The organism is Gracilibacillus boraciitolerans JCM 21714, assembly GCF_000521485.1.
Lineage (GTDB): Bacteria > Bacillota > Bacilli > Bacillales > Amphibacillaceae > Gracilibacillus > Gracilibacillus boraciitolerans.
Genome location: NZ_BAVS01000022.1, coordinates 17,363 through 40,940 on the forward strand (window position 1 = coordinate 17,363; position 23,578 = coordinate 40,940).

General features: G+C 35.9%; 26 protein-coding genes and 1 pseudogene. 24 read left to right on the plus strand and 3 right to left on the minus strand.

Features of this window, described 5'->3' with window-relative positions:
* Positions 1-412: 412 nt before the first annotated feature.
* The 12 genes from JCM21714_RS12705 to JCM21714_RS21730 all read left to right on the plus strand — a co-directional run bounded on the left by JCM21714_RS12705 (position 413) and on the right by JCM21714_RS21730 (position 13,203).
* Positions 413-1,267 carry a sugar phosphate isomerase/epimerase family protein gene (locus JCM21714_RS12705; protein WP_035724845.1) on the plus strand — a complete coding sequence of 285 codons (855 nt, stop codon included), beginning with the start codon at positions 413-415 and terminating at the stop codon, positions 1,265-1,267.
* A 16-nt stretch (positions 1,268-1,283) separates the two neighbouring features.
* Positions 1,284-2,060, plus strand: a complete 777-nt coding sequence (locus JCM21714_RS12710) for a sugar phosphate isomerase/epimerase family protein (RefSeq protein ID WP_148295039.1) — start codon at positions 1,284-1,286, stop codon at positions 2,058-2,060.
* A 28-nt stretch (positions 2,061-2,088) separates the two neighbouring features.
* Positions 2,089-3,000, plus strand: coding sequence for an AraC family transcriptional regulator (locus tag JCM21714_RS12715; RefSeq protein WP_235182831.1), 912 nt, complete (start codon positions 2,089-2,091; stop codon positions 2,998-3,000).
* A gap of 160 nt (positions 3,001-3,160) precedes the next feature.
* Complete coding sequence (locus tag JCM21714_RS21715) at positions 3,161-3,574, plus strand: carbohydrate ABC transporter permease (RefSeq protein WP_235182832.1); 414 nt, start codon at positions 3,161-3,163, stop codon at positions 3,572-3,574.
* Positions 3,575-3,585: 11 nt separating this feature from the next.
* A complete protein-coding gene (locus JCM21714_RS21720; protein ID WP_235182833.1) occupies positions 3,586-4,101 on the plus strand; it encodes a carbohydrate ABC transporter permease in 516 nt (171 codons plus the stop codon).
* Between the two features lie 17 nt (positions 4,102-4,118).
* A complete protein-coding gene (locus tag JCM21714_RS12725) occupies positions 4,119-4,982 on the plus strand; it encodes a carbohydrate ABC transporter permease (protein ID WP_052000606.1) in 864 nt (287 codons plus the stop codon).
* 42 nt (positions 4,983-5,024) lie between these two features.
* Positions 5,025-6,440: an extracellular solute-binding protein gene (locus JCM21714_RS12730; protein ID WP_035724846.1), complete on the plus strand. Its 1,416-nt coding sequence runs from the start codon at positions 5,025-5,027 to the stop codon at positions 6,438-6,440.
* A 68-nt stretch (positions 6,441-6,508) separates the two neighbouring features.
* Positions 6,509-7,135 carry a YesL family protein gene (locus JCM21714_RS12735; RefSeq protein ID WP_035724848.1) on the plus strand — a complete coding sequence of 209 codons (627 nt, stop codon included), beginning with the start codon at positions 6,509-6,511 and terminating at the stop codon, positions 7,133-7,135.
* A gap of 21 nt (positions 7,136-7,156) precedes the next feature.
* Positions 7,157-8,302 carry a DUF2264 domain-containing protein gene (locus JCM21714_RS12740; RefSeq protein ID WP_035724850.1) on the plus strand — a complete coding sequence of 382 codons (1,146 nt, stop codon included), beginning with the start codon at positions 7,157-7,159 and terminating at the stop codon, positions 8,300-8,302.
* Positions 8,303-8,735: 433 nt separating this feature from the next.
* On the plus strand, positions 8,736-11,750 hold the full coding sequence (locus tag JCM21714_RS18490; RefSeq protein ID WP_052000608.1) for an EAL domain-containing protein: 3,015 nt from the start codon (positions 8,736-8,738) through the stop codon (positions 11,748-11,750).
* A 116-nt stretch (positions 11,751-11,866) separates the two neighbouring features.
* Positions 11,867-12,448, plus strand: a complete 582-nt coding sequence (locus JCM21714_RS21725) for a hypothetical protein (RefSeq protein WP_052000610.1) — start codon at positions 11,867-11,869, stop codon at positions 12,446-12,448.
* Between the two features lie 23 nt (positions 12,449-12,471).
* Positions 12,472-13,203, plus strand: a complete 732-nt coding sequence (locus tag JCM21714_RS21730) for a hypothetical protein (RefSeq protein ID WP_052000611.1) — start codon at positions 12,472-12,474, stop codon at positions 13,201-13,203.
* Here JCM21714_RS21730 and JCM21714_RS24290 read toward each other — a convergent pair.
* A pseudogene (locus tag JCM21714_RS24290) lies at positions 13,189-14,397 on the minus strand (MFS transporter). The gene JCM21714_RS21730 and the pseudogene JCM21714_RS24290 overlap by 15 nt on opposite strands.
* Positions 14,398-14,795: 398 nt before the next feature.
* Between JCM21714_RS24290 and JCM21714_RS12760 the strand changes: the two are divergent.
* From JCM21714_RS12760 to JCM21714_RS12770, 3 genes are all read left to right on the plus strand, one after another.
* Positions 14,796-15,491 (plus strand): VanW family protein, encoded by a 696-nt coding sequence (locus JCM21714_RS12760; RefSeq protein WP_052000618.1) that lies wholly within the window; start codon positions 14,796-14,798, stop codon positions 15,489-15,491.
* A 282-nt stretch (positions 15,492-15,773) separates the two neighbouring features.
* Positions 15,774-16,244: a CBO0543 family protein gene (locus JCM21714_RS12765; protein ID WP_052000620.1), complete on the plus strand. Its 471-nt coding sequence runs from the start codon at positions 15,774-15,776 to the stop codon at positions 16,242-16,244.
* 42 nt (positions 16,245-16,286) lie between these two features.
* On the plus strand, positions 16,287-16,835 hold the full coding sequence (locus JCM21714_RS12770) for a CBO0543 family protein (protein ID WP_035724883.1): 549 nt from the start codon (positions 16,287-16,289) through the stop codon (positions 16,833-16,835).
* Between the two features lie 19 nt (positions 16,836-16,854).
* Here the strand turns inward: JCM21714_RS12770 and JCM21714_RS19385 are convergent, their stop codons facing one another.
* Both JCM21714_RS19385 and JCM21714_RS21735 read right to left on the minus strand, forming a co-directional pair.
* On the minus strand, positions 16,855-17,013 hold the full coding sequence (locus tag JCM21714_RS19385; protein WP_235182834.1) for an NAD(P)H-binding protein: 159 nt from the start codon (positions 17,011-17,013) through the stop codon (positions 16,855-16,857).
* A gap of 92 nt (positions 17,014-17,105) precedes the next feature.
* Positions 17,106-17,282, minus strand: coding sequence for a hypothetical protein (locus tag JCM21714_RS21735; RefSeq protein WP_235182835.1), 177 nt, complete (start codon positions 17,280-17,282; stop codon positions 17,106-17,108).
* A 183-nt stretch (positions 17,283-17,465) separates the two neighbouring features.
* Between JCM21714_RS21735 and JCM21714_RS12775 the strand changes: the two genes are divergently transcribed.
* The 9 genes from JCM21714_RS12775 to JCM21714_RS12800 all read left to right on the plus strand — a co-directional run bounded on the left by JCM21714_RS12775 (position 17,466) and on the right by JCM21714_RS12800 (position 23,542).
* Complete coding sequence (locus JCM21714_RS12775) at positions 17,466-18,287, plus strand: ZIP family metal transporter (protein ID WP_035724851.1); 822 nt, start codon at positions 17,466-17,468, stop codon at positions 18,285-18,287.
* 157 nt (positions 18,288-18,444) lie between these two features.
* Complete coding sequence (locus JCM21714_RS21740; protein WP_235182836.1) at positions 18,445-18,636, plus strand: hypothetical protein; 192 nt, start codon at positions 18,445-18,447, stop codon at positions 18,634-18,636.
* 666 nt (positions 18,637-19,302) lie between these two features.
* A complete protein-coding gene (locus tag JCM21714_RS12780; protein ID WP_035724853.1) occupies positions 19,303-19,764 on the plus strand; it encodes a VOC family protein in 462 nt (153 codons plus the stop codon).
* A 12-nt stretch (positions 19,765-19,776) separates the two neighbouring features.
* Positions 19,777-20,121 carry an SDR family NAD(P)-dependent oxidoreductase gene (locus tag JCM21714_RS24295; RefSeq protein ID WP_369403588.1) on the plus strand — a complete coding sequence of 115 codons (345 nt, stop codon included), beginning with the start codon at positions 19,777-19,779 and terminating at the stop codon, positions 20,119-20,121.
* The gene (locus JCM21714_RS24300) at positions 20,118-20,474 is read left to right on the plus strand and encodes an SDR family NAD(P)-dependent oxidoreductase (protein ID WP_369403589.1); all 357 of its coding nucleotides are present in this window, start codon (positions 20,118-20,120) and stop codon (positions 20,472-20,474) included. The genes JCM21714_RS24295 and JCM21714_RS24300 overlap by 4 nt, the downstream gene beginning before the upstream one ends.
* A gap of 18 nt (positions 20,475-20,492) precedes the next feature.
* Complete coding sequence (locus JCM21714_RS12790; RefSeq protein ID WP_035724855.1) at positions 20,493-21,137, plus strand: ThuA domain-containing protein; 645 nt, start codon at positions 20,493-20,495, stop codon at positions 21,135-21,137.
* Positions 21,138-21,445: 308 nt separating this feature from the next.
* A complete protein-coding gene (locus JCM21714_RS21745) occupies positions 21,446-21,553 on the plus strand; it encodes a Spo0E family sporulation regulatory protein-aspartic acid phosphatase (RefSeq protein WP_235182837.1) in 108 nt (35 codons plus the stop codon).
* Between the two features lie 370 nt (positions 21,554-21,923).
* The gene (locus tag JCM21714_RS18515; protein WP_084040783.1) at positions 21,924-22,484 is read left to right on the plus strand and encodes a helix-turn-helix domain-containing protein; all 561 of its coding nucleotides are present in this window, start codon (positions 21,924-21,926) and stop codon (positions 22,482-22,484) included.
* A gap of 269 nt (positions 22,485-22,753) precedes the next feature.
* Positions 22,754-23,542, plus strand: a complete 789-nt coding sequence (locus JCM21714_RS12800) for an ABC transporter ATP-binding protein (protein ID WP_035724857.1) — start codon at positions 22,754-22,756, stop codon at positions 23,540-23,542.
* The last annotated feature ends 36 nt before the right edge of the window (positions 23,543-23,578 follow it).

Genomic DNA, 23,578 nt, shown 5'->3' on the forward strand with positions numbered 1-23,578 from the left:
TATTCAGAACGATAGAAAAGAAAAGAAAAGAATATAATTAAATTAATAAGCGTGGTACGTGGTAAGTCGAGTATTCACTTCTTCGTGCTAAGATAATGAAATTAACAAAGGACTTTCTAAAGAAAGTTCTTTTTTGTGGTGAGGAAAGAAAGCATCACTGCATAGAATTACAGACTTCTTTCTTTTATTACTTATTTTCTATTCTCCAATATGGCAATCCTCACTTGAAGCAATACAAAAGGTAAAGGAAACTTTTGAACATAGGCTTTTTCATCCTCAGACTTTAATTTTAGTATTATTCGAGAGCAATTTCAGTCAAATAATAAGCAAGGATAATAAAGATTTATTGCTATAAAAACTGTTAATATTTCCATAAGCAAATAAGAAAACGTTTACAAAAAGGGTGGTTAAAATGAAGTATTCTGTTTTTTCTGTAATGGCACATGATAAGACGCCAGAAGAGTTAATTCCCATGTTAAAAGAAGTTGGATATCATGCTGTGGAATGGCGATTTAAAGAAACGCCTGAAGAAGTTAGACAAGAGCCGACTAGTTTTTGGAGAAATAATTATTGTACGATAGATCCTGATATTTCAGATCAGGAAATTGAGGAAATTAAAAAAATGTCAGAACAATATGGAATTAAAACATTGAGTATAACGCCCTATTTACAAGACAATATCAAGGATACAGAGAAAGTATTAGCAGTCGCGCAAAAATTCAATGCTTCCTTTATCCGGTTAGGAGTTCCAAAGTATGACCGAAATGAGGACTTCAATCAACTATTTAAAAATGCGAAAGAATATTTGAAACAAGCAGAAAAGCTTTGCAAACAGTATGGTGTAAAAGGATTAATAGAAACACATCACAACACGATTGTGGCCAGTGCATCTGCTGCTATTCGTTTATTAGATGGATTAGATCCACAACATGTTGGTGTACTTTACGATCCAGGTAATATGGTGCATGAGGGCTATGAAAATCATCTATTAGGCCTACAACTGTTAGGAGATTATGTAGCACATGTTCATATGAAAAATGCCGCTTGGGTAATAGACGACAGCACTAAGAGTGACGAAGTAAATTGGCATGTTAATTGGGAATCCATTGAAAAAGGTATTGTTAATTGGGATCAGGTTATCAAGGATCTATCAACTGTGGGTTATGATGGATATATTGGAATAGAGGATTTTAGTCAAGTAGATGACACCAAGAATACACTCATTCATAATTTTAATTGGTTACAAAAATGGACCGAAAATATATGATCCATCTAAGGGGGGGATGAAGACGATTATAGTAGGAGTATGTGGAACTATTGAAGATGCCCAGATCATAAAAGAAGCAGGATATAATTTTTTAGAATGTACGGTTACTTCATTAATGCCTGAAGATGATCAACAATTCGATGCTATTTGGGAAAAGTACAAAAAATGCCCACTACCGATCGAAACATGTAATATACTCCTTCCAGGTGATTTGCCGGTAACAGGGCCAAATGTAGAGACAGCTCGTATACGTTCATATATAGACACAGCAATGCATAGGGTGAAGATGATAGGAGCAGATACTGTAGTATTTGGAAGTGGTAAAGCACGAAGTTTTCCGGAAGGTTTTTCTAAAATAGAAGCAGAAGCTCAAATTATCGTATTTTTAACAATGGTAGCGCAAGTTATTGAACCTTTGCATATTACCCTAGTAATCGAACCCCTGAATAAAAAGGAAAGTAATATTATCAATAGTGTACCAGAAGCTATTGAATTAGCGAAGAAGATTTCCCATCCTTCTATACAAGTATTAGCTGATCTATATCATATGGAGGAAGAGAAGGAACCGCTTTCTCATTTAATAACAGCAAAAGATTGTTTAAAGCATGTGCACGTAGCAGATAGCGGTCGCATGGCACCAGGGAGAGGAACATATCCCTATCGTGAGTTTAAACAATATTTAGCCGAAGCTGGATATAATAACAGAATTTCAATTGAGTGTGAATGGAATCATGTTGAACAAGAATTAAAAGATGCAAAGGCCTTTTTGGATACAGTTTTTCACGATCACTAACGATTTGAAAAACAAGGGGGGGGAATGGATGGTGAAATTAGTGAATGAATCATTAGAAAAATTCAATATAGTTTATCGAAATATTGATTTGGTTACCAACAAAGAAGATTTCTTTGTGCATTCTCATGATTATTATGAAATTTATTTCTACCATAAAGGAGATTGTAAATATATTATCAATGAGGACATGATTGATTTACAGTCCCATGACATTATTATTATGAATGGTTCCAGTCTGCATGGTCCCGCGCCTGAAATAAATACTTGTTATGAAAGAAGTGTGATTGAGTTTTCGGCAGATTGGATTCGTCCAATTCTGGATAAATTAAATGTCCCTGAACTATTAACACCTTTCGATAAACTATCAAATTATCTATTGCGAAAAGTAGATAAACAAGTACATGAAAATATCTTGCAATTAGTAAACAGGCTGCAGCTCAAGCAAATTCAACAGATAGATTTAAAGAAATCGGAAGTGCAAAAAAGACTGTTAGATGCTGAAATTACGACATTGTTAATTGAATTATTATTTATCATATATGATTTAAGTAAAGGGAAATTAAATAATATTATGTTGTCTAATAATAAAAAAACGTTACACGTGAATCATGTTATTTCATGGATTGACCAACATTTTCAAGAAGAAGTCACGTTAGATGATGTAGCTAATTCGCTTCATATTAGTAAATATTATATGGCTCGAATTTTCAAGGATGTTACGGGATTTACGGTCATGCAGTATTTGATGCAACGTCGATTAGTCCGTGCTAAATATCTATTAGAAATGCAGTCAACGAAATCCATATTGGAAATAGCTTTAGATTCTGGATTCGAAAGCTCTTCCCATTTTAGTAGAAAGTTTAGAGAGTTTTATCGCATTTCTCCTTCAGCTTATCGAAATGAAATGAGAGAAAGATCTATTCCACACGTTGTTCATTAAAGTGAGCAATTTCATACAACAACTATAGTTAGAAGTGCAAGAAATATCAAGAATTAAGGAATTAACCATGATAAGCTTGGTTTAAAAGTAAATGATAAACACTAAACAGTTCATTCTATAAACTGTAATATAAGCAATTTTAGAAGAGGGAGGGAAAGTTTTGGCTAAAGACAAAGCAGAAATGAAAGCGGATTCAATTTTAATACCTAATCAAGGTGTAATGACAATCGATAAGAAGAAAAAGAAAGCAGCACTTACGTGGTATGTATTTTTATTACCAAGTTTTATAGGGATATTATTATTTATGGTGTATCCAATCGTAGAGTCTTTTCGATTAAGCTTTTATCAATCAAATGGGACGATTGAAAATTTTATTGGATTTAGTAACTTCCAGCTTGTTTTAACATCTAAAACTTTTTGGAATTCAGTGTGGAATACCTTTTTTATCGCTTTTTTCCAAATTGCTTTAACAATCCCATTAGGATTTATATTTGCCTCTATGATTAACTCCGTTAGACGGGGGGGCAAAACTTTTTTAAAGTTATTTACTTCTTGCCGAATGTCACATCCATAGTAGCAGCGGCAATGATTTTTCAATTTGTACTTCACCCTGAAATGGGGGTTGTGAACTATGCGTTAGAAGCACTAGGATTACCAACTTCCACATGGTTTTCAGATCCATCGACATCCAAATGGGGTGTGACACTTTTGGCAATGTGGCACTGGATAGGGTTTGTTATTATCATTTGTTTAGCAAACTTACAGGCTATATCTCCAGAAATGTATGAAGCAGCAAGAATCGATGGAGCAAGTAAAGTTCAACAATGGTTGTTTATCACTATTCCGAATATGTCCGGTACATTTGCATTTTTATTAATTACTGGCTGGATAGGCGGCTTGCAGAGATTTAATGAAATTTACGTCCTAGGCGGGCCAAATGGTAGTCCGGCACGTTCGATACAAACCATGGGTGCGTTTATATATGAACGTGGGTTTACAGGATTTGAATTTGGTATCGCATCAGCAGCAACCTATATCATGTTTATTATCATTTTGATTTTTACCTTTATAAATTTGAAAGTATCAAAAATGAATATCTAATAGAAAAGGGTGAAAAAATGAATCAAAATTCAATCGATAAAATGACGGAAATTATTAAATTCGTTCTATTGCTGGTTTTCGGAATATTGCTTATGATGCCTTTTATTTGGATGGTAAGCGTAGGGTTTGATCGGACAGCCAATATAACGATGCCGTTCCCGCCGCGATTAATACCAGAAGAAGTTGCGTCATTCAACTATGGAATTGTCTTTGAGAATGGCCGATTAATACAGTCCTATATTAATTCAGGAATTGTCACGGTGTTCTCTGTTTCTTTACAAGTAGGAGCTTCATTATTAGCAGGGTATGCATTTTCTAAGGGTGATTTTAAATTTAAAAGATTGTTATTTATTTTAGTTTTATGTACGTTGATGATCCCTATGGAACCAAGGTTAATCCCACTATATACGTTATTTAACTCTTTTAATCTATTAAATACATTTTGGCCTTTAATTTTACCCACTGTTATAAATGGTTTACTTATATTTTTGTGTAAACAATTCTTTGATCAATTACCAACTACATTGCGAGAGGCAGCTCAAATAGATGGGGCGAGTGAATTTCGAATTTTCTTTAAAGTGTATTTGCCACTGGCGGGTCCGATCGCTGCAACAATGGTTATCCTTTCGTTTATCTGGAGTTGGAATGATTTTATGTGGCCATTAGTAGTTTTAAACAACCAGGAACTTCATACGGTGCCACTGTATCTTGCTAGCTTCTCTTTAGAAAATGGTACAAGTCTAGGTGGATTAACGATGGCATTAGCCACTGTTAGTATATTACCAATTGTAGTATTGTATCTTTTCTTACAAAGGTACATTATACAAAGTATCGCTTTAAGCGGGGGGGTAAAGGGGGGGAATAAGTGGGTTATCAGGTAAAGTAAGAAAAATTTCAACCAAATACTAGGGGGGGGTAAAAAATTGAAAAAGTTTAAAATGTCCTTATTGTTAATGGTAGTCTTATTATTACTTATCTTTATCACAGCATGCAGTTCAAATGATGATGCAGGTGGAGACACAGAATCTGATTCAACAGAAACAAATTCTGAAGGTGAATCAGATAGTGAAGGTGCTTCAGAAGGTGGAGAAAATTGGGAAGGACAAACGATTAATGTTCAATTAATTGGAGATTTTAATATGGAAGATACAACAGATCCTATTACTGGTGAAAAAACAAAAGGTTTACAAGAGTTAAAGGTTAAATTTGAATCAGAACATCCTGGTGCGACTGTAGAGTTTATTATAATGCCTTGGGAGGGTTATACTGAAAAAACACAGGCTATGATAACTTCCGGTGAAGCAGATGTCTACCAAATGCCTGGTATTGCAGATTTTGCTGCACAAGGAGTTCTTGAACCTATACAGCCATGGATTGATAAAGATGATGAATTCTCAACAGATATTTTTATTGAAAATCAAATGGAAGGTTGGATGGCATTAGGACCTGACAGTACGGAACTAGACGTTTATGGATTGCCGTTTTTAGGAGATGCCCGTTTTATCGCCTATGATAAACAATTATTTGATGAATGGGGTGTAGAATATTTATCAGATTATCCGACAAGGGAAGAAGTTGCTGAAAAGGCAAAACAAATGACTGGAAAAAATCCAGAAACTGGCGAGCAGAATTATGGTATCTGGTTCCGAGGAGATTGGTCTTCAGCATTCACTTTAATTAACCTTGCAGAAGGTCAAAATGGCCAATGGGGAACTGGGTTTGCATGGGATGAAATTGAATTTCAATTCGATAGTCCTGAAATGCAAAGTGGCCTTGAATGGTTACTGGAAATGCAGGAATTCGCTCCAGAAGGACTTGTTAGTAACCAGGGACAAGAGAAATGGCTAACAAAAGATAATAATATAGGAATCATGTTAAATCAAGGACCAGGAGATACGATCATGCCTGCATATGCTCAAGGATTAGGAGATCGAATCGGCATTGCACAAGAATTTAAAAATGATGAAGGTGTAGGCGGTATGTTTGCTGGTTCTCCAATTACAATGGCAAAAGATAGTGAACATAAAGAACTTGCATGGGAATGGATGAAATTTGCAACAGGCGAAGATATGCAAAAGTATATATTTGAAGAAGCGACTGGTGTTCCGGCAGTTAAAGCTGTAGAAACCTGGGAGAGTTATGCGGAAGTGGAAAATCTTATGAAACCAACAGTGGAAGCAATGGGTACGCCATGGACTCCACGTTATCCATGGGCATCATCTCAACCTCGTTTCATCTTAACATCAGAAGTGGAGGCAGCATTAACTGGTGAAAGATCTCCTCAAGAGGCTGTTGAGAAAGCACAAAAAGAAAGTGTGGAATGGTTAGAAAATAGATAAATGATCGGAGAAAAGGGAGATATTTATCTCTCTTTTTCTCTTTACTTTACAGAAAAGGGATGATGTATATGCATCAGGAAGGTTATGTATATCGGTTAATGGTGTGGATAACGAGATTAGCATACTTAAATATTTTATGGGTGTTATTTAGTAGTTTAGGATTATTGGTATTTGGTATATTTCCAGCCACAACTGCGATGTTTGCCATTGAAAGAAGATGGATCAGAGGAAATACGTCATTTTCAATTCTTCCTTATTTTTGGGAAGTTTATAAAAGGGAATTTAAAAAGGCTAATTTGATAGTTTTACCATTTGTTTTGCTATCTTTATTAATTTATATCAATCTGCAATTTACTTTGATTATGAATGAGATTCTTGGTAACATTCTACTTCTATTTTTATTTTCCATTTCTTTTCTGCTACTTCTGGTGCTTATTTATTTCTTTCCTGTTTATGTTCATTACGATATAAAATTAATCCAATCAATGCTATTTTCCTTTATGATTGCCTTATCGTCGCCGCTTCAAACGATACTAATTATAGTAAATGTTTTGGCGTTTTTCATTGTAAGCGTATTTTTACCTGGGATATTTTTCTTGTTTGCAGGGAGTGTAACAAGTATGATAACCATGTGGTTTGCTTATCGGGCAATCATCGGACTAGAAAATCGTAATGAAAGACTTGTACGGCAATAAGACTTTTTGAGAGGTGAGAAAATGGATAGAAGAAAGTATTGGCTTCACACTATGCTTACCATGGCAAATCCAGTATTAGATGCAGTGTCAGAAGGTAAATTGAAACAAAATATGCCCATTGAAGAGCATGGAAGTGCAAATCGAAGTAATTATTCTCATTTAGAGGCGTTTGCTAGATTGATCAATGGAATGAGTGCCTGGCTCGAGCAAGACACTGAAGATCACGAAGAAGCCATAATAAAAGAAACGTATGCTAAGAAAATTCGACAAGGTATTGCTCATGCAGTGGATGTTGCATCTCCAGATTATATGAATTTTTCTGAAGGAGATCAACCAATCGTTGATACAGCATTTTTCGCTCAAGCGTTATTGAGAGCTCCTAAACAGTTATGTGAGAAATTAGAACCTGCTGTACGTGATAATGTGATTACCGCGCTAAAAAATACTCGATCTAGAAAACCTCATTTTTCAAACTGGTTGATATTTTCTGCAATAATTGAAGCTTGTTTATACGAATTAGGTGAGGAAGATTGGGATCCAATGCGTGTGGATTATGCATTAAAACAATTTGATCAATGGTACGTAGGAGACGGGCATTATTCAGACGGACCAATGTTTCAGGCGGATTATTATAACAGTTATGTGATTCAACCAATGCTTTTAAGTCTTATCGAGGCAGTTGGAGACGTATATCCTGATTGGCTTGAGAGAAAAGAAGGTTTAATAGAAAGAGCAAAACAATATGCATTATTTCAAGAGAGGTTAATTTCGCCAGAGGGTACTTTTCCACCGATTGGAAGGTCACTAGCATATCGTTATGGTGCTTTTCATCATTTGGCAAATCAAGTACTCCGTTCAGAATTACCAGAGTCCTTGTCATATGGCCAAGTTAGGGAAGGTTTAACGGCTGTAATCAAGCGTACTTTTCAATCAGATACGATGTTTGATGAAAATGGGTGGTTAACAATTGGTTTTAGAGGACATCAACCAATGATAGGTGAGCCATATATATCCACAGGTAGTTTATATTTGGCATCTTTTATTTACTTGCCACTAGGTCTTGATATGAGTCATCCTTTTTGGAGTGATCCGGATGAAGATTGGACTGCTAAAAAGGCTTGGAATGATACAGCTTTTCCAATATATCAGGGAGCAAACTGTTCTTAAGCCTCCGTTTCACACTTTAATTATTTCAAAAGGTTAGGTGGGCCAGAATAGTACAGTATATGTTAGATGAACTCAGGAGATTCCTTAAGAATGAGCTGTTAAAATGGAAGATAAAAAAAGAAGCTTTTTCGATAATACCTTAAATGACCACCTGCTAAAGCAAGTGGTCATTTAAGAAGGAATTTTATACGTCATTTTTTTTTTTGATTATCTTGATTTTTAAAGATATGATATAATTGTGTAAAAAGACCTAATTTTATATTAGTAGTGTGATTATATAGATAGCAAGGTGCTTTTTTTAGTGATTGAGAACGAGAGCACATTTATAAATATGTAGTACTCATATTGTATAGGATGGTGAAATGATGGATACAAACAAACAGATTGGTCTTATCACGCCTTTTTAGATGGCGATTATTATGGAAGAATTTTTGTGAATCTACAACAGCAAGTAAGACGTAAACAATCCCGTTTATTTACTATTCAAGCACGCGCCAGTGCGAAAGATCCTATATCTTTTCATTATCCAGTAGGCATAGATGTCATAGATGGTTGGTTATTAATGACTAATCCACTGTCTGTATTGCCACTGGATAAGATATTACTAGACAAAATGGAGAAAACCGGAAAGCCGATTGTCTCTGTTGGCTATCAGGAAAATTCTATAACTTCCCATGGGGGGGTTATTATTGATAATATTTCATCAGCTAAGGATGCAGTACTTCATTTGATTGAGGAACATGGACATCAGCGAATTGCTTTTGTTGGCAGCATTCATGAACACTTAGATATGAAAGATCGTTTTCAAGGTTATTTGGGAGCGCTATCTCAGTCGAATATCGCGTATGAGGAAGCATTATTTTATCGATCTAATGATGCGCTAAAACAAAGTGGGTATGATGTTGCACAGCAAATTATAGCAAAAGGCATCGACTTTACGGCAATCTTTGCAGCAACGGATTTAAATGCAATGGGATTGATCGAGGGTCTTAAAGAAGCAGGTTATCGAATTCCAGAAGATATAGCAGTGGTAGGGTTTGATGATTTACCTTCTTCCAAAAAATTCGATCCTCCTTTATCTACTGTTAAACAGTCATTTGAAAATCTAGCTAAGACAAGCTTTGATGTACTTTATCGGAAAATGAACGGGGAAAGAATATCATCCAATCAAACCAATATAAAAACAGATCTTATTTGTCGTACCTCTTGTGGTTGTGCTACTCAAGAGCAAGCTGAATCAAAAGGAAATGGACAAGAACTGTTACTTGGGAAAAATGCTAGCTTAGAGAATCTAATCAAGCGATATGATAATTTTGTTGAAAAGTGGGCAACGTCAGCCAGAGAGGAAAAATTCCAGTTAATTAATATGTTCGGAGAGAAAAGTAAATGGGGTTGTTTAGCCTTATGGGATAAAAATGATAAAGAAAGAGAAAATGTTGTGATTGCTCAGTCATTTAGTGATCACGATTGCCAGGCACCTCCAATTGGTTTGCGCGTTCCTGTTGAACAATTTCCACCAATTGATTGGTTACCTCAAATGGAGAAAGATGAGTTTGTTCGTGTGCAATCTGTTCGTAATGAACGAGGTGATTGGGGTTTTATTGCTATTGTCAGCAATGTCGATGAATTTGTATTAATCAGTTCAGCTGATATAACACAGGTTAGCTTTACTATATCAGCATCTGCATTAGAGAGAGATGAATTATTTGAGCAAACGCAATCCATTGCCAAGCAACTCGAAATCGTTGCGCGATCTACAAATGATGGAATATGGGATTGGGATACTGAAACCAATCGTATTAATTGGAATGTACGCAGTAAAGATATTTTTACTACTATTCAGCATAAGCTTCCAGTAGATGCTCAATCATTTCTTAAACTAATTTATTCAGCAGATGTTACCGATGTGCAAAAACATATTCAAATGCTGAAAGATGAGAATATTCCATTAAAATTGGAGTTTAGGCTACATGGGAAAGCAGGAGAAAAACTCTGGGTCTATGTAACAGGGGGGGATGCCATTCGAAATGATAAGGGAAAGGCAATTCGCATTATTGGTTCCATTACAAATATTAACGATAAGAAAAAAGCGGAAGAAAAAATTAGACATCTAGCTTTTCATGATAGTCTTACTGGTTTACCTAATCGGCAGATGGCTAGAGAGCGTTGGAATCTATATAAAGAAGAAGCGACTCGCCATAACTGCAAACTGGGAATATTAATGATAGATTTAGACCGATTTAAGGTTATCAATGATACACTAGGCCACTTAGCAGGGGGGGATCAATTACTGCAAAAGGTTGCTATTTCCTTAACTCAGTCAGTGAAAGAAGCTATGGACACCGAAGTAGACCAAAAGCAAGCGACTATTGCACGTTTAGGTGGTGATGAATTTATCATTCTATTATCTAATATTAGTGAAGTGGAGAAAGTTCGTCGAGTGGCTGAACAAATCATTAGAAATTTCAAGCAATCATTTTTGGTGCAAAATCAGGAAGTTTTCACATCAACAAGTATAGGGATCAGTATTTATCCAGATGATGGTAGTGATTTCGATGAATTATCTCGTTGTGCGGATATGGCTATGTATAAAGCAAAAGAAAATGGTAAAAGTCAAATGGAAATGTATAATCCGGACGTGGATTCTCAAACAACCAAACGTTTTTTGTTAGAGAACCGCATGCAAAGAGCAATAGATAATCAGGAATTCATCCTGAACTATCAACCAATAGTGGATATGAAAACGAATAAAGTTACAGGTGTTGAAGCGTTAATTAGATGGCAGTGTTCTGAAGAAGGAACATTTACTCCCCTTGAGTTTATTCCGATAGCAGAAGAAACAGGATTAATTATTCCTATTGGGAAGTGGGTCTTGAAAGAAGCATGTCTGCAAAATAAAAAATGGATAGATAAAGGATTTAAACCGGTACCTATATCTGTCAATATTTCTCCGAGACAATTGGAACAAGAAGATTTTGTTCAATCTGTTATCGACATTTTAGAAGAGGTAAACTTACCTCCAAGCTATTTATGTCTTGAAATAACAGAGAGTATGGCTATTAAAAATGTGAGAAACAGTATAAATGTTTTAAGAGAATTAGGTGAAAGTGGAGTGCAAATTGCCATTGATGATTTTGGTACTGGATACTCATCCCTGGCAATGTTAAAGCATTTACCTATTACCAATATAAAAATAGACAAGTCGTTCGTTAGCGATATGGATGGTGATATGGATAATGCAGCCATTATCCGGGCAATTGTTTCAATGGCTAAATCATTGGAATTGACTGTCACTGCGGAAGGTGTAGAAGAAGAGGTGCAAAAAAAGATACTGAAAGAAGAGCAATGTACCTTCGCACAAGGGTTCTATTTTAGTCGGCCATTAGTTGCTGAACAAATGGAAGAATATATGGTGCATAATTCTCAGATTAGAAAGTCGCCAATTTAAAGATGAGAATGGGACGCGGGACAGAGATCCTGTTCCTCTTTTAAAGCAATAAATTAGCAAAATTCATAAAATTAATCTATCATTAGTTATAACCATACTCTAGGAAGTGCTTATAAATGAAGGAAAGGAAAGCGATTTCAATTGATCAACAAGTTCCATTTCGGACTCTTTTTTATTTTTTTCTTCCATTAGGTCTGTCTGCAACCTTAGTGACGATCTCTCATGTGATTATCAACAGTACGCTGGCCCGCGCGCCAGAGCCAGCTGTTGTAATTGCCAGTTATTCTGTAGCAATGAGTCTTTTTGCGTTATTGGAGCGTTGTGCTGTCATATTGCGGCAAACTTGTTCGACATTAGTACGTGACAGGATTTCTTATCGTTTAATGAGAAATACTACTTTTTATGTGTTGTCAGCAATTTTTTTATTAAGTTTACTTCTTGCATACTCCCCTCTAGGAAGAGGTTTTTTCTCTGGTTTGCTTGGTGTAAGTGATCGAATGCTTGAACCAACAATAGATGCTTATCGTGTGCTGATGTTCGTGACGATTTTTTCAGGTATTCGTTGTCTGTATCAAGGTGTAATTATCTCCAATTTTAAAACCAAATGGCTGACAATCGGGATGGTTGTACGATTAATATGTATGGCCTTTTTAGCATGGTTATTGCTTAAGAATGACTGGGTAAATCATGGTATATAGGTGCGTATATCTTTTTAGCTGGTATGGCGGTCGAGGCACTTGTCAGTGTGCTGGAAGGTAGATTGATCGTAAGGAATTTACCACAGAAAAAGGAAAAGCATCACATTAGGCAACAATCTCAGATCTTTCGATTTTATAGCCCTTTAATGATAGCATCTCTCATTGCTGTTAGTGTTACACCAACGATCAATGCCGTCCTGGGTTGGAGTACGAAAGCAGAAATTGCGATTGCCTCTTATGCCGTAGCTTTATCTATTGTTCACTTGTTAAATAGTATGGCGTCCTATATTCATCAGATTGTGATCAATTTTTATCCGAAAGATCAACGATCGGTGCTTCGCTTTACTGCTATCATGAGCTTATTTCCTAGCATCATGTTAATGGTCATAGCCTATTCGCCTGCAGGTATATGGATTTTTCAGAATATCATAGGTGTTTCCGGTGAACTCCTTGATCACAGTATTCTTGCATTACGCTTTTTTGTGCTTTTTACGCTCTGTTTCCCGTGGATTGATTTCGCCAATGGAATCCTCATGATTCGAAATAAAACAAAGGTAATGTCGTTTTCCCAAACCGGAAATGTTGTAGCAGCAGTGGCTGCTTTGTTTATCCTTATTTTTGTTTTTCCAAATGGTGGCGGATCGATTGGAGCATTAGCGCAATCCATTGGCTTTCTAATAGAACTAATCATTTTGGTAATATTTTTACAAAGGGATAAGGGGACAGGCTCTCTGTCCCGCTCATCCTCGGTTTAACCAAGCAATAACGGCAGCTACTGAGAAAAATAGTACCATGACAAGGAGAATCTGCGTATATCCACCAAACGTATCAAAGGCAATTCCAAATGGTAATGGCCCCAATGATGAAGCGATTACAATTGAGGTCATTCCTGCCCCCCCTTTTAGACTACCTATGTTTTCACGACCAAAGTATTGTGGGATGATGATCGCCATACAAAGTATTGCAATTCCCTCTGCGATGCCGCGTGCTAATCCGAATAGAACAGCCATCATAAATGAATCGGCGACGATAAGGATGACCACAGCGATTGTCTCTATAAAAAATGAAAAGGCAAATAATTTGTAAAGTGGTACTCTTTCTAAGAGAAAACCAGCTAGGAAACTAATAGGGAAAGCTACTACAGCCATCATACTTAAGATGAAAGCGGATGGTCCACGTGTAATGCCTGCTTCTCCTAAAATAGAAACAATATGAAACGTCATTCCCGTATTGGCCATAGCAGGCACAGCGATACAAAAGAGTACACCCCCCCAAAACATCTTAGTTTTTAGAGCCTGCTGTAACGTCCAAACTGGTTCATTGTCTGTGATGGAATCAGAGTGAAGCTGAGACTTAGTTTTAGTTGCGGATGTCCATTTGCTTGTTGAAAAACCGTCGGGTACAAGTCCATATGTTTCGGGACGATTGCGGATGAGGAGCCATGCAAGTGGTACGAAACTTACCAGTAGAACAATCGCCCAGACTTGCCACGCACCTGTCCATCCAAATTGATTAATCAGCCAAATGTTTATGATAGGAAGTGCTGCTGAACTAATAAATCCCCCCTAATTCCATAAATGCAAAAGCACGACCTCTTTTTTTACAAACCACTGCGGAATCATCGTATTCGGAATCAGCTCCATTAATCCTTGTCCAAACAACCGTATCAAAAAGAATCCGATCAATAACATGAAAGGCAGTGAGACGAAACTGTTAAAGAAGCAGGCGACAGCAAGCATGGTCCCTGCAACTACAGCCATCCAACGTTGGCCAACGCGATCAATAAGTCTACCCATAAAAATTAATAAAATACCCGATGCCAGTGTAGCAGAAGAATATATAGTTGAAATCATCGAACGACTCCATCCAAATTCATCCACATAAACATCAATAAAAATAGACACAGAGTAGGTTTGACCTGGTCCTGACAAAAATATCCCCCCAGGCACCGATAAAAACAATCACCCAACCATAGAAGAAGGGAGTTTTATGTACCAAACCAGTTGTTTGTTTTTGTGATCTAGTCATATTGTCCTCCGAGTAAAATAGAGTTATTTTAATATATAACTAATTATAACAGATGAGTGAGCCTGTCCCCCCCATGTCCCTTTTAACAATTTTAGTACATGAAATCATATCTACAAGTCATACTAAAGTTAGAAGGGAGAAATACATATGAAAACGGCAGGCTTCATGATATTTTTTTTGCTTTTTAACCCAGTCATTCATCCTAGTGACTTAGTTGTAACATATAAAGGGGGAATCCATTGCGAGTGTTAGTCGAGCTGAATTTACGGTACCTTTCCTTGATGAGCTTGTCATTGATGAAGACAAATATAAACGATTTATGGAGGAACTTGATAAAAAGGTTTATCAGGAACCAGTGAATGCAAGGATTGATAATAATGGTGTGATTGTTCCTGAACATGTTGGTTATAAGTTAGATCAACAAAAATTTAAAGAACGGTTTTATACGTCTTTTTTTGAAAATAAATCTGCCAGTATGGAAGTACCTCTATTAAAAATCCATCCAAATGTAGATACGGAGTTACTGGCAAATATTCGAACGCAGCGAATAGGTCAATATGTTACCCATTTTAATCCGAATAATAAGGAGAGATCTCATAATATTTTGCTCTCATCAGAAGCCATTAATAACCATGTTGTATTTCCTGGAAAGACTTTTTCTTTTAATAGGGTTGTTGGGAAAAGGACGAAAGAGAGAGGGTATTTGCAAGCTCCTGTAATTGTCAAGGGAGAAATAGCGGAAGATATAGGTGGAGGAATTTGTCAGGTGTCTTCCACATTATTTAATGCAGTTGACCAGGCTGGAGTACAAATTATAGAGCGATTTTCTCATAGTAAGAGCGTTCCCTATGTTCCGCCTGGAAGAGATGCAACGGTTAGCTGGTACGGACCTGATTTTACATTTAAAAACAATCTTAATCAACCATTACTTATTCAGTCTAAGATTGTAGATGGTAAGGTAATTATTAGTATCTACTCTTCAGATATGGTTGATTCTTCGGAACATTTTTCTTGATTCGTTTTTCTAGTTACAACTTTTTATAAGGCAACCATTTTACGCAAAGAATTTTCACATGTACTAAGAAAGCACAACGAGCAGATCTATTTCCCTTGTTGTGCTTTCCTTTGCGTATAACTTGAGATTGTTGCTGAAAAGACTCGTTACTATCTTAAAAGGTATTAAAAATACGCCTTGGGTAACGATATAATTAGCTGCTTTTTGAAAAACCATTATGTCTTAGAGGGTTGATGTTATGTACATATTAATAAATAGTTTATTTATAATAGCAGGATTTGTATGGGGGGGAGATTGGAGAAACTGGAAAAAGTATTATCCTACGATTCTTTTTTTATGATTGGGGGGGATTTTTTATATAATTTTCTTCTTTATAATAAATCAATGTGGCTATTTCATGACACATTTTTACCTAACCACACAATCATCACTATCTTAGAAATGGTTGTTACATACTCGGTAACCGTACTAATCTATTTGGGGGGGAAGTTTCCTGAAGGGTGGAAGAAACGTACTGTATGGTTTTTATTTTGGTCAGCAATATTTTTATTTATTGAGTATATTAATTTTGAGTTTGGTTTTATAACCTATCATAATGGCTGGAATTATTGGTGGTCTGTTTTCTTCACAGTTGTCATTTTTATTATTTTACCTATTCATCATAAAAAGCCTTTGCTAGCATGGTTGTTTTCGTTAATATTTATACTCTCATTGTTGACAGTTTTTGATGTGAAGATTAGTGATTTGAAATAGAATGTGTAATCAATGTGATGATGAACTGGAAGGAAGGATTATGTGACTAATAATTATCCAACATTTGAAGAAATACGTAATTTGAAACAAGAATTGTATCAGATGAGATTAGAATATTGGATTGCAGAAAACTTATTTACTTTTCAATGGTGGCTTCTTTTAGTTGTATTCTTTGTTCCTTGGATTATCTGGCTGCGGGTTGTTGACAGGAAGAGAATACCTCAAATACTGCTATTTGGAGCATTATTAATGATACTTGTTATAATGATGGATGATATTGGTATGGAATTAAATCTTTGGTCTTACCCGTATCAATTGATACCTATAATGCCCAGATTACTTCCTATAGACCAAGGAATCATAATTGTAGCTCATATGATTTTATACCAATACTTCCCCCCCAGATGGAAACAGTTTATTATAGCTAACACGGTAATGGCGCTAAGCTTCACATTTATTTTTGAACCACTAACTGTTTGGTTAGGAATTTACAAATTAGAAAATTGGCGTTATATTTATTCTCTGCCTATCTATATTTTAAAGGCTACTTTAATCAAATGGTTAGTTGATGAAATTATTCTGAAAAAGTAGTCCAGAGTCAGGGTATAAACTAGTCTTTAATATCCTCTGGTTGTAAATCAAATATGTCTTTTTTAACGATATCAACATCTTTATTGTCTACTTTTTCCGGGCTGCGAACGATCGCTGTAACCTCGTGTCCTCTGTTAAGAGCTTCTTGTGTAATCAGTTTTCCAGATTCCAGTTGCACCAATAATTCCAATCTTCATTTATTAGTTCCTCCTTAAATCATTTGTACCTAGTAGAGTTTTATTTTATTAGAAGTTAAATGAAAGACATTCCTTATTGTTTAAAGAGTTGCTGAAGGATGGCTACCTTTGTTTGCATCAGGGGGGGCGAAAAGGAAACGGGAATACAAGAATAAGAAAGCTCTAACTCAAACAGATAAATTAATTGTTTTCTTTCTTCATGATAGACTTTTTTGTGAAACGCTTGAAGCACAGATATATAACGATTCAACAAAAATCGTTGATTAAATTAATAAAATGCTGAGTTCTATCCTTTTTAAATGGAGCACAAAGTTAGGGATCATGTTACCATTAAAATGAAAGAAAATAAGACTTTTAATTGTTTTAAAATAAGCAGGAACCTCATAATCGTAAAAATTAAATTTGATTAATGGGTACTTAGGGAGGAGAAAACATGGTAGATTTTTTTTCAACACTTAGTCCAGTTATGCAAGGTTTATTAGCAACTATATTTACTTGGGGGGGAATGACTGCACTTGGGGGGGCCACACTGGTCTTTACAACAAAAACAATGAATCAAAAACTAATGGATGGGATGCTAGGTTTTGCAGGTGGTGTTATGATTGCAGCAAGCTTTTGGTCTTTACTCTCACCTGCAATTGAAATGGCGGATAGTGATGCGCTGCCTGCTTGGTTACCAGCATCAATAGGATTTATTCTTGGTGGACTATTTCTATGGGCGGTCGATAAAGTTATACCTCATGTTCATCCAACTGCAAAAATGGACTCTGCAGAAGGAATTCGTCCTGATAGAAGAAGAAGAAGTACTCTATTAGTTCTTGCTATTACTCTTCATAATATTCCGGAAGGTCTTGCTATTGGGGTAGCATTTGGAGCTGTTGCAGCTGGCTTTCCATCTGCATCATTAGCAGCAGCAGTTACATTAGCTATCGGAATTGGGATCCAAAACTTTCCGGAAGGTACCGCGGTATCTATGCCATTACGTAGAGAAGGTATGTCAAGGATGAAGAGTTTTATGTATGGACAGTTTTCAGGTATAGTGGAGCCAATTGCCGCAGTAATAGGTGTACTTGCTGTAACGTTAATAGAACCATTACTACCTTTTGCTTTAAGCTTTGCAGCTGGAGCGATGATTTTTGTTGTAACAGAAGAAGTAATCCCGGGTTCACAAGAAAACGGGAATAAAGATCTTGCATCTATGTGTTTAATGATCGGTTTTACTGTAATGATGATTTTAGACGTGGCTCTTGGTTAGGTATTAGGTACTATTGTATCCTATATTCTATCTAAATCTATAAATAATCAGATTAAGCAAGTAATAGATATTTTAAATATGAGAGATTATTCAGTCTGACCATTAATAACAATTTAAGAAATAATGTACAAAATGAAGTGGTAATACCACAAATTCAATGAATTATTATTACGAGAAAAATAGCGATTTACCCAATCTATTAACCTATAATTTTGATGATTTTAATGAAAGTACAGCCGCAGTAGAGTGTGTAATTTCATTAAATCATGAAGACATTGCCATGTTATTAGGTAATATCAAACGTTTATCAGGAGTGAACAGATTTGTACTTAGTTCCAAAAGGCGCTAAGAATCCACAAACAGCTGATGCAAAATTGCAGGAGGCAGCAGACAAAAAGTAATTTCTATATGAGTATAACCGAATGATTATATCACCGTGCTAACCGTTTGTAAGACTCTAGTTCTAGCTTCAAAAAACACAAAGAAGCTGAGTTAGTGGGGGTACCAGATGCTATTATATTGATACGTTCCGCTAATAATGATTGGGGGGGGTGATCTTCTCCTGATCATAATAGTCTCACTTTATCATCTGGTTGTGATAAAATAGAGGTCAATCAATAATGAAGATTCCTATAAGGTCTGATCCACAGATATAGGATAAGGTGTTTTCCTATGAAAAGAAACCGCTGGTACAAATTTTTTCAAAAAGTTCCCGTTTATAAGGAGCGTTTTCTTACTTTTACTACTAATTGTTTCACACTTTTTTGGAAGCCCTTTCTTTTTTTTGTTTCGACAATTTTTTTTCGATATACCAAAAGATCTGTCTGAATCAGCAAAAATGGATGGTGCGAATGAATTTGTAATCTATAGGAAATTATCATTCTTTCCTTATCCAAACGAGTATTGAAGAAGGTTGTTATTTTTCTTGGCTATGGATCGGCGGTGGCTGGAGTATTTTTCTCTCTTTCTAAAAGATGGAGTTAAAATAAAAAAATATAGCATTGGAGGATTTATTATGGGAGAAAAGTCATTTTTAGGAACAGATTTCGTAGCACAAATTGGTATTATCGTGAAGGATATCGATAAAACGGCCCAAGCCTTTGCCGATTTCTTCGGAGTAGACGTCCCACCAATTAAATGGACGGATGAGTATGATAAAGCGCAGACGCATTATAAGGGAAACCCTGTGGAATCACGGGCGAAGCTTGCGTTTTTTAAAATGGAGAATATTCAGATCGAGTTGATTGAGCCAGATGAAAATCCGAGTACATGGCGCGAATTTTTAGAAGATCATGGCGAAGGGGGGGTTCATCATATTGCCTTTATAGTCAATGGAATGAAGCAAATTGTAGCAAGCATGGAAAATGAGAATATGCCGCTTGTACAAAAAGGGGGGGAATATGATGGAGGTCGTTATGCGTATATGGATTCCTTTGGTCAGTTAAAAGTAATTTTGGAACTGTTGGAAAATGACTAGGAGGTAATCTCAATGAATTATTTGATAACAGGTGCAAATCGTGGATTGGGCTTATCTTTAACAGAAGAAGCATTAAAGAGAGGTCATCATGTGTATGCAACAAGCAGATCTATCAAAGATGAGCGATTGCTGCAATTAAAAGAGCAATATTCCGATCAGTTAGTCATGCTCTCGATCGATGTACAAGATGAAAGCTCGATTGAAGAAGCGGTGGTTTCATTAAAGAAAAACAGTCAATATTTAGACGTTATCATCAATAATGCAGCCATTTTGAATGAAAGAGAAAAAACGATCGAAGAACTTGATATCGATGCGTGTGCGGTCGCTTTTGACATTAATATATTGGGGGGGCGATGAGAATCATCAAGCATTTTCTTCCCATTTTTCATAAGGGTCCAAGAGCTTCGATACTTAATATTTCCTCAGAAGCGGCAAGTTTTACGAATGCTTATGCTGGGGATTATCCCTATGGAATGTCAAAAGCAGCATTAAATATGTTGTCCGAAAAACTTAAAATGTATCTAAAGGATGATGGTGTACAAGTCTTATCGATTCACCCTGGCTGGATGAAAACAGATATGGGAGGAGAAAAGGCACCTTTTGATCCTGATGAGACGGCGAGGATGATAGTAGATCTGGCAGAACGAAAAACAGAAGTCGACAGCCGATATAGTTTTGTGAATCGAGATGGAAGTGCCATGAATATTTAACAGAAAGGAGCGGCATGTATGAAAGTAATAGCAACATTAGGAGATTATTATCATGACGAACAGAGGTTAAAGGATTGTCTGGAAGAAGTGTTGCAAGGGTTGAATGATGTTGAGTTAGCTTACGTAGACAGACAGCACCTGATAGAAGTGATCATGGGTGATCAGCCTGATCTGGTGATATTAGGAGCGGAAAATCGTTTAAATCCTCAGGAAGATCCTGTTGATTCATGGTTAACGGAAGAGGATGCACAGGTGCTCGCAGACTTTGTTGGAAATGGTGGGAGTTTTCTTGCATGGCATTCGGGATTGGCTAGCTATGACAAAATTACAACTTTTGTCAACATGCTTGGCGGATATTTTCTATATCATCCTGCTGCGCATCAGATTGTGACTTATCGTTATCAGAATCATTTCCTTTTTGACAGACAACGGGATAACTTCAAAATTAAAGATGAACATTATTTTATGAAATATCAGGAGGATATCGATATCTTTTTGCGATCAGATTCTGTTGATGGAGAGTCGATTGCCGGATGGACCCGGAATCACGGGGAAGGACGTGTGGCGTGCTATGCACCTGCACATCTCGTGGAAGGGTTAGAGCATCAGTTGGTGAAAGAAGATTTAGATCAGTTGATCCAATGGTGTCTTGGCTTAAAATAGGGATACGGGGAAAGGTTCTCTGTCCTAATTTTAGAAAAGACTGAGACAAAAGTAATTTGATAAAAATGAAATCCGAGCGATATGTGAATTCTACGATGGAATTTGTTTTCGCTCGGATTTTTAACTGTATAATAAAAATAGGTGGTTTAATAGTTTTAAAATTGGAATAAATAGTGTAGATACTTATCGTACAGGCATTGCTAGATTGGGAAGGAAGGAGGGATACCAGATTAATGAACAGGATGAGCAATAATAGAGTGTACATGGAATCGTTATCAGAACGAATTGAATTGATGCGATAAGAATTATTGGATATTGGTTTTCGAGATGGCTTAACGGCTGCTTCTACGATCCAATACAGTCAATTATTAGATGAAAAAATAGAAGTATATCAAAAAACACTACAAAGTATATAAATATCTAATTAGTAAGTAAAGTGGAAGACACTGTGAAAAAAATAAAATGAATGTTAAAAGGAAACTTTTATAATAAAGTGAGAGTTTAAAAAAACGAGAAATAATTCCCGTCATTTTTTTTGCCCAAATTTAGAAATGGGACGTGGGGGACAGGCTTCTCTGTCCTATTTTATAGATATATTCTACTGTTTTGACTAGGAAAATGTACATATAAGAAGGCTCGATAAGAAAGTTAAATTTGCTTGTTGGGTCTATTTTTATGCAAAATTATAGATAGAGTAATATTTCCTGATTGTGCACCCTACTAAAGTAGTATATAATTAATAGGTATTTAGCATTATTTATTTGTTGATGCGTATTAGATTTCTAAGTGCATTCGGTAAAAGATACTAATAGCTTGTCTCTAAAAGAAAATAGAGTAAGGGGCTTACAACATTTCAAAAAAATAATCAATTTTTTAAGATGGCAGAAAGTAGTGATATCATTGAGAAGAGGGAAATTTTTTGTAGAACTGGCTAAACATAAGGGATTTAATTTAAAACAGCTATCAAAGGAAACCGATCTACCATATTCTACATTACAATCAATGATTAAGAGAGATTTCTATAATGCTTCTATTAATAAAATGATTGATATTTGTAATGTAATAGATATAAGAGTAGAAGACTTGTATGAGAAAGATTTGAATGAAGATTATTTGAAGAAGTTAATACAAAAGGATGAACCGGGAACATTCGTATTGGAAAATGTTTTAATCGAATTTATCGAAAATGATCTCTCCGGACTTGTAACCTTTCTTGAAGATCATTCGAAGTTTACGAGTCAATTATTTCACATATCAAATAATATTTTAGAAGAAGATAAAAAAATGCTTCTTATTTATCTAGAACAAGCCTTAAAGCTAACTAGGAAAATAAAATATAATAGGTAGCGTAACAATGTTGCGTTGTTGATTGGCAAGCTCATTACTATTTTTCATACTATAATTCTAAACAAAAAGAAAGAGTTATTTCTATTAATAATTCTTTCTTTTTTGTCTATATCTGAAGTAGAGTGAGTTGAGAACGAACTGTCTCCGTGTTTCAGTGTTACCTAATCAAGTTGACTTTTTTAACATAGTATAATAAAATTACTTACAGCATAAAGCACAGTAAATTAATCGGAATTAGAGGTTATCAGGGATGAGGTGTGTAGGGGGGGATGGCGGATCGTCAGCTTGTTGAATTAGCAAATATAAGTAAATCGTTTGATGTTAATGGCAAAGCAGAACAGGTGCTTGAGAAGGTATCTTTATCAGTCGATCGGAATGAAGTGGTGTCTCTTTTAGGTGAAAGTGGTTGTGGAAAGAGTACATTGCTCAACATCATCGGTGGATTTGAGAAGCCATCGAACGGCACTGTGGAAATTGACGGAAATACCGTCACTAAACCGAGTAAGAATTGTATGATGTTATTTCAGAATTATGGACTATTACCATGGAGAAGCGTGTTTAAGAATGTCGAGCTTGGTTTAGAAGGACAAAAATTATCTGCAAAAGAGCGAGAGGAACGTGTCTTTCATTACCTGAACTTAGTCGGACTCGGTGATAAGGGGCAGCAATTCCCGCATGAGATGTCTGGTGGGATGCAGCAGCGTGTAGCCATCGCTCGTGCCTTAGCAACGGAGCCGGATATTATTTTAATGGATGAACCTTTTGCAGCTTTAGATACATTTAATCGTTATTATTTGCAGGATGAGTTATTAAAAATCCAGGAACGCAGCCAAACAACAGTTGTGCTGGTTACCCATGATATTGATGAAGCTATTTATTTATCGGATCGTATTTTTATTATGAGTAAAAATCCTGGTAAAATTCATCGTGAAATCAAGATCGATTTATCTAAACCGCGAGATAGAAGTCATGGTAATTTTCAATATTATCGAAAAATGATTTTTGAAGAATTTCAATTTAGTGGAGAAAAAAATAACACGGGCTTTTTTCAAATATAAGAAAATACTAAGGGGGATTAGATGTCATGAATATTA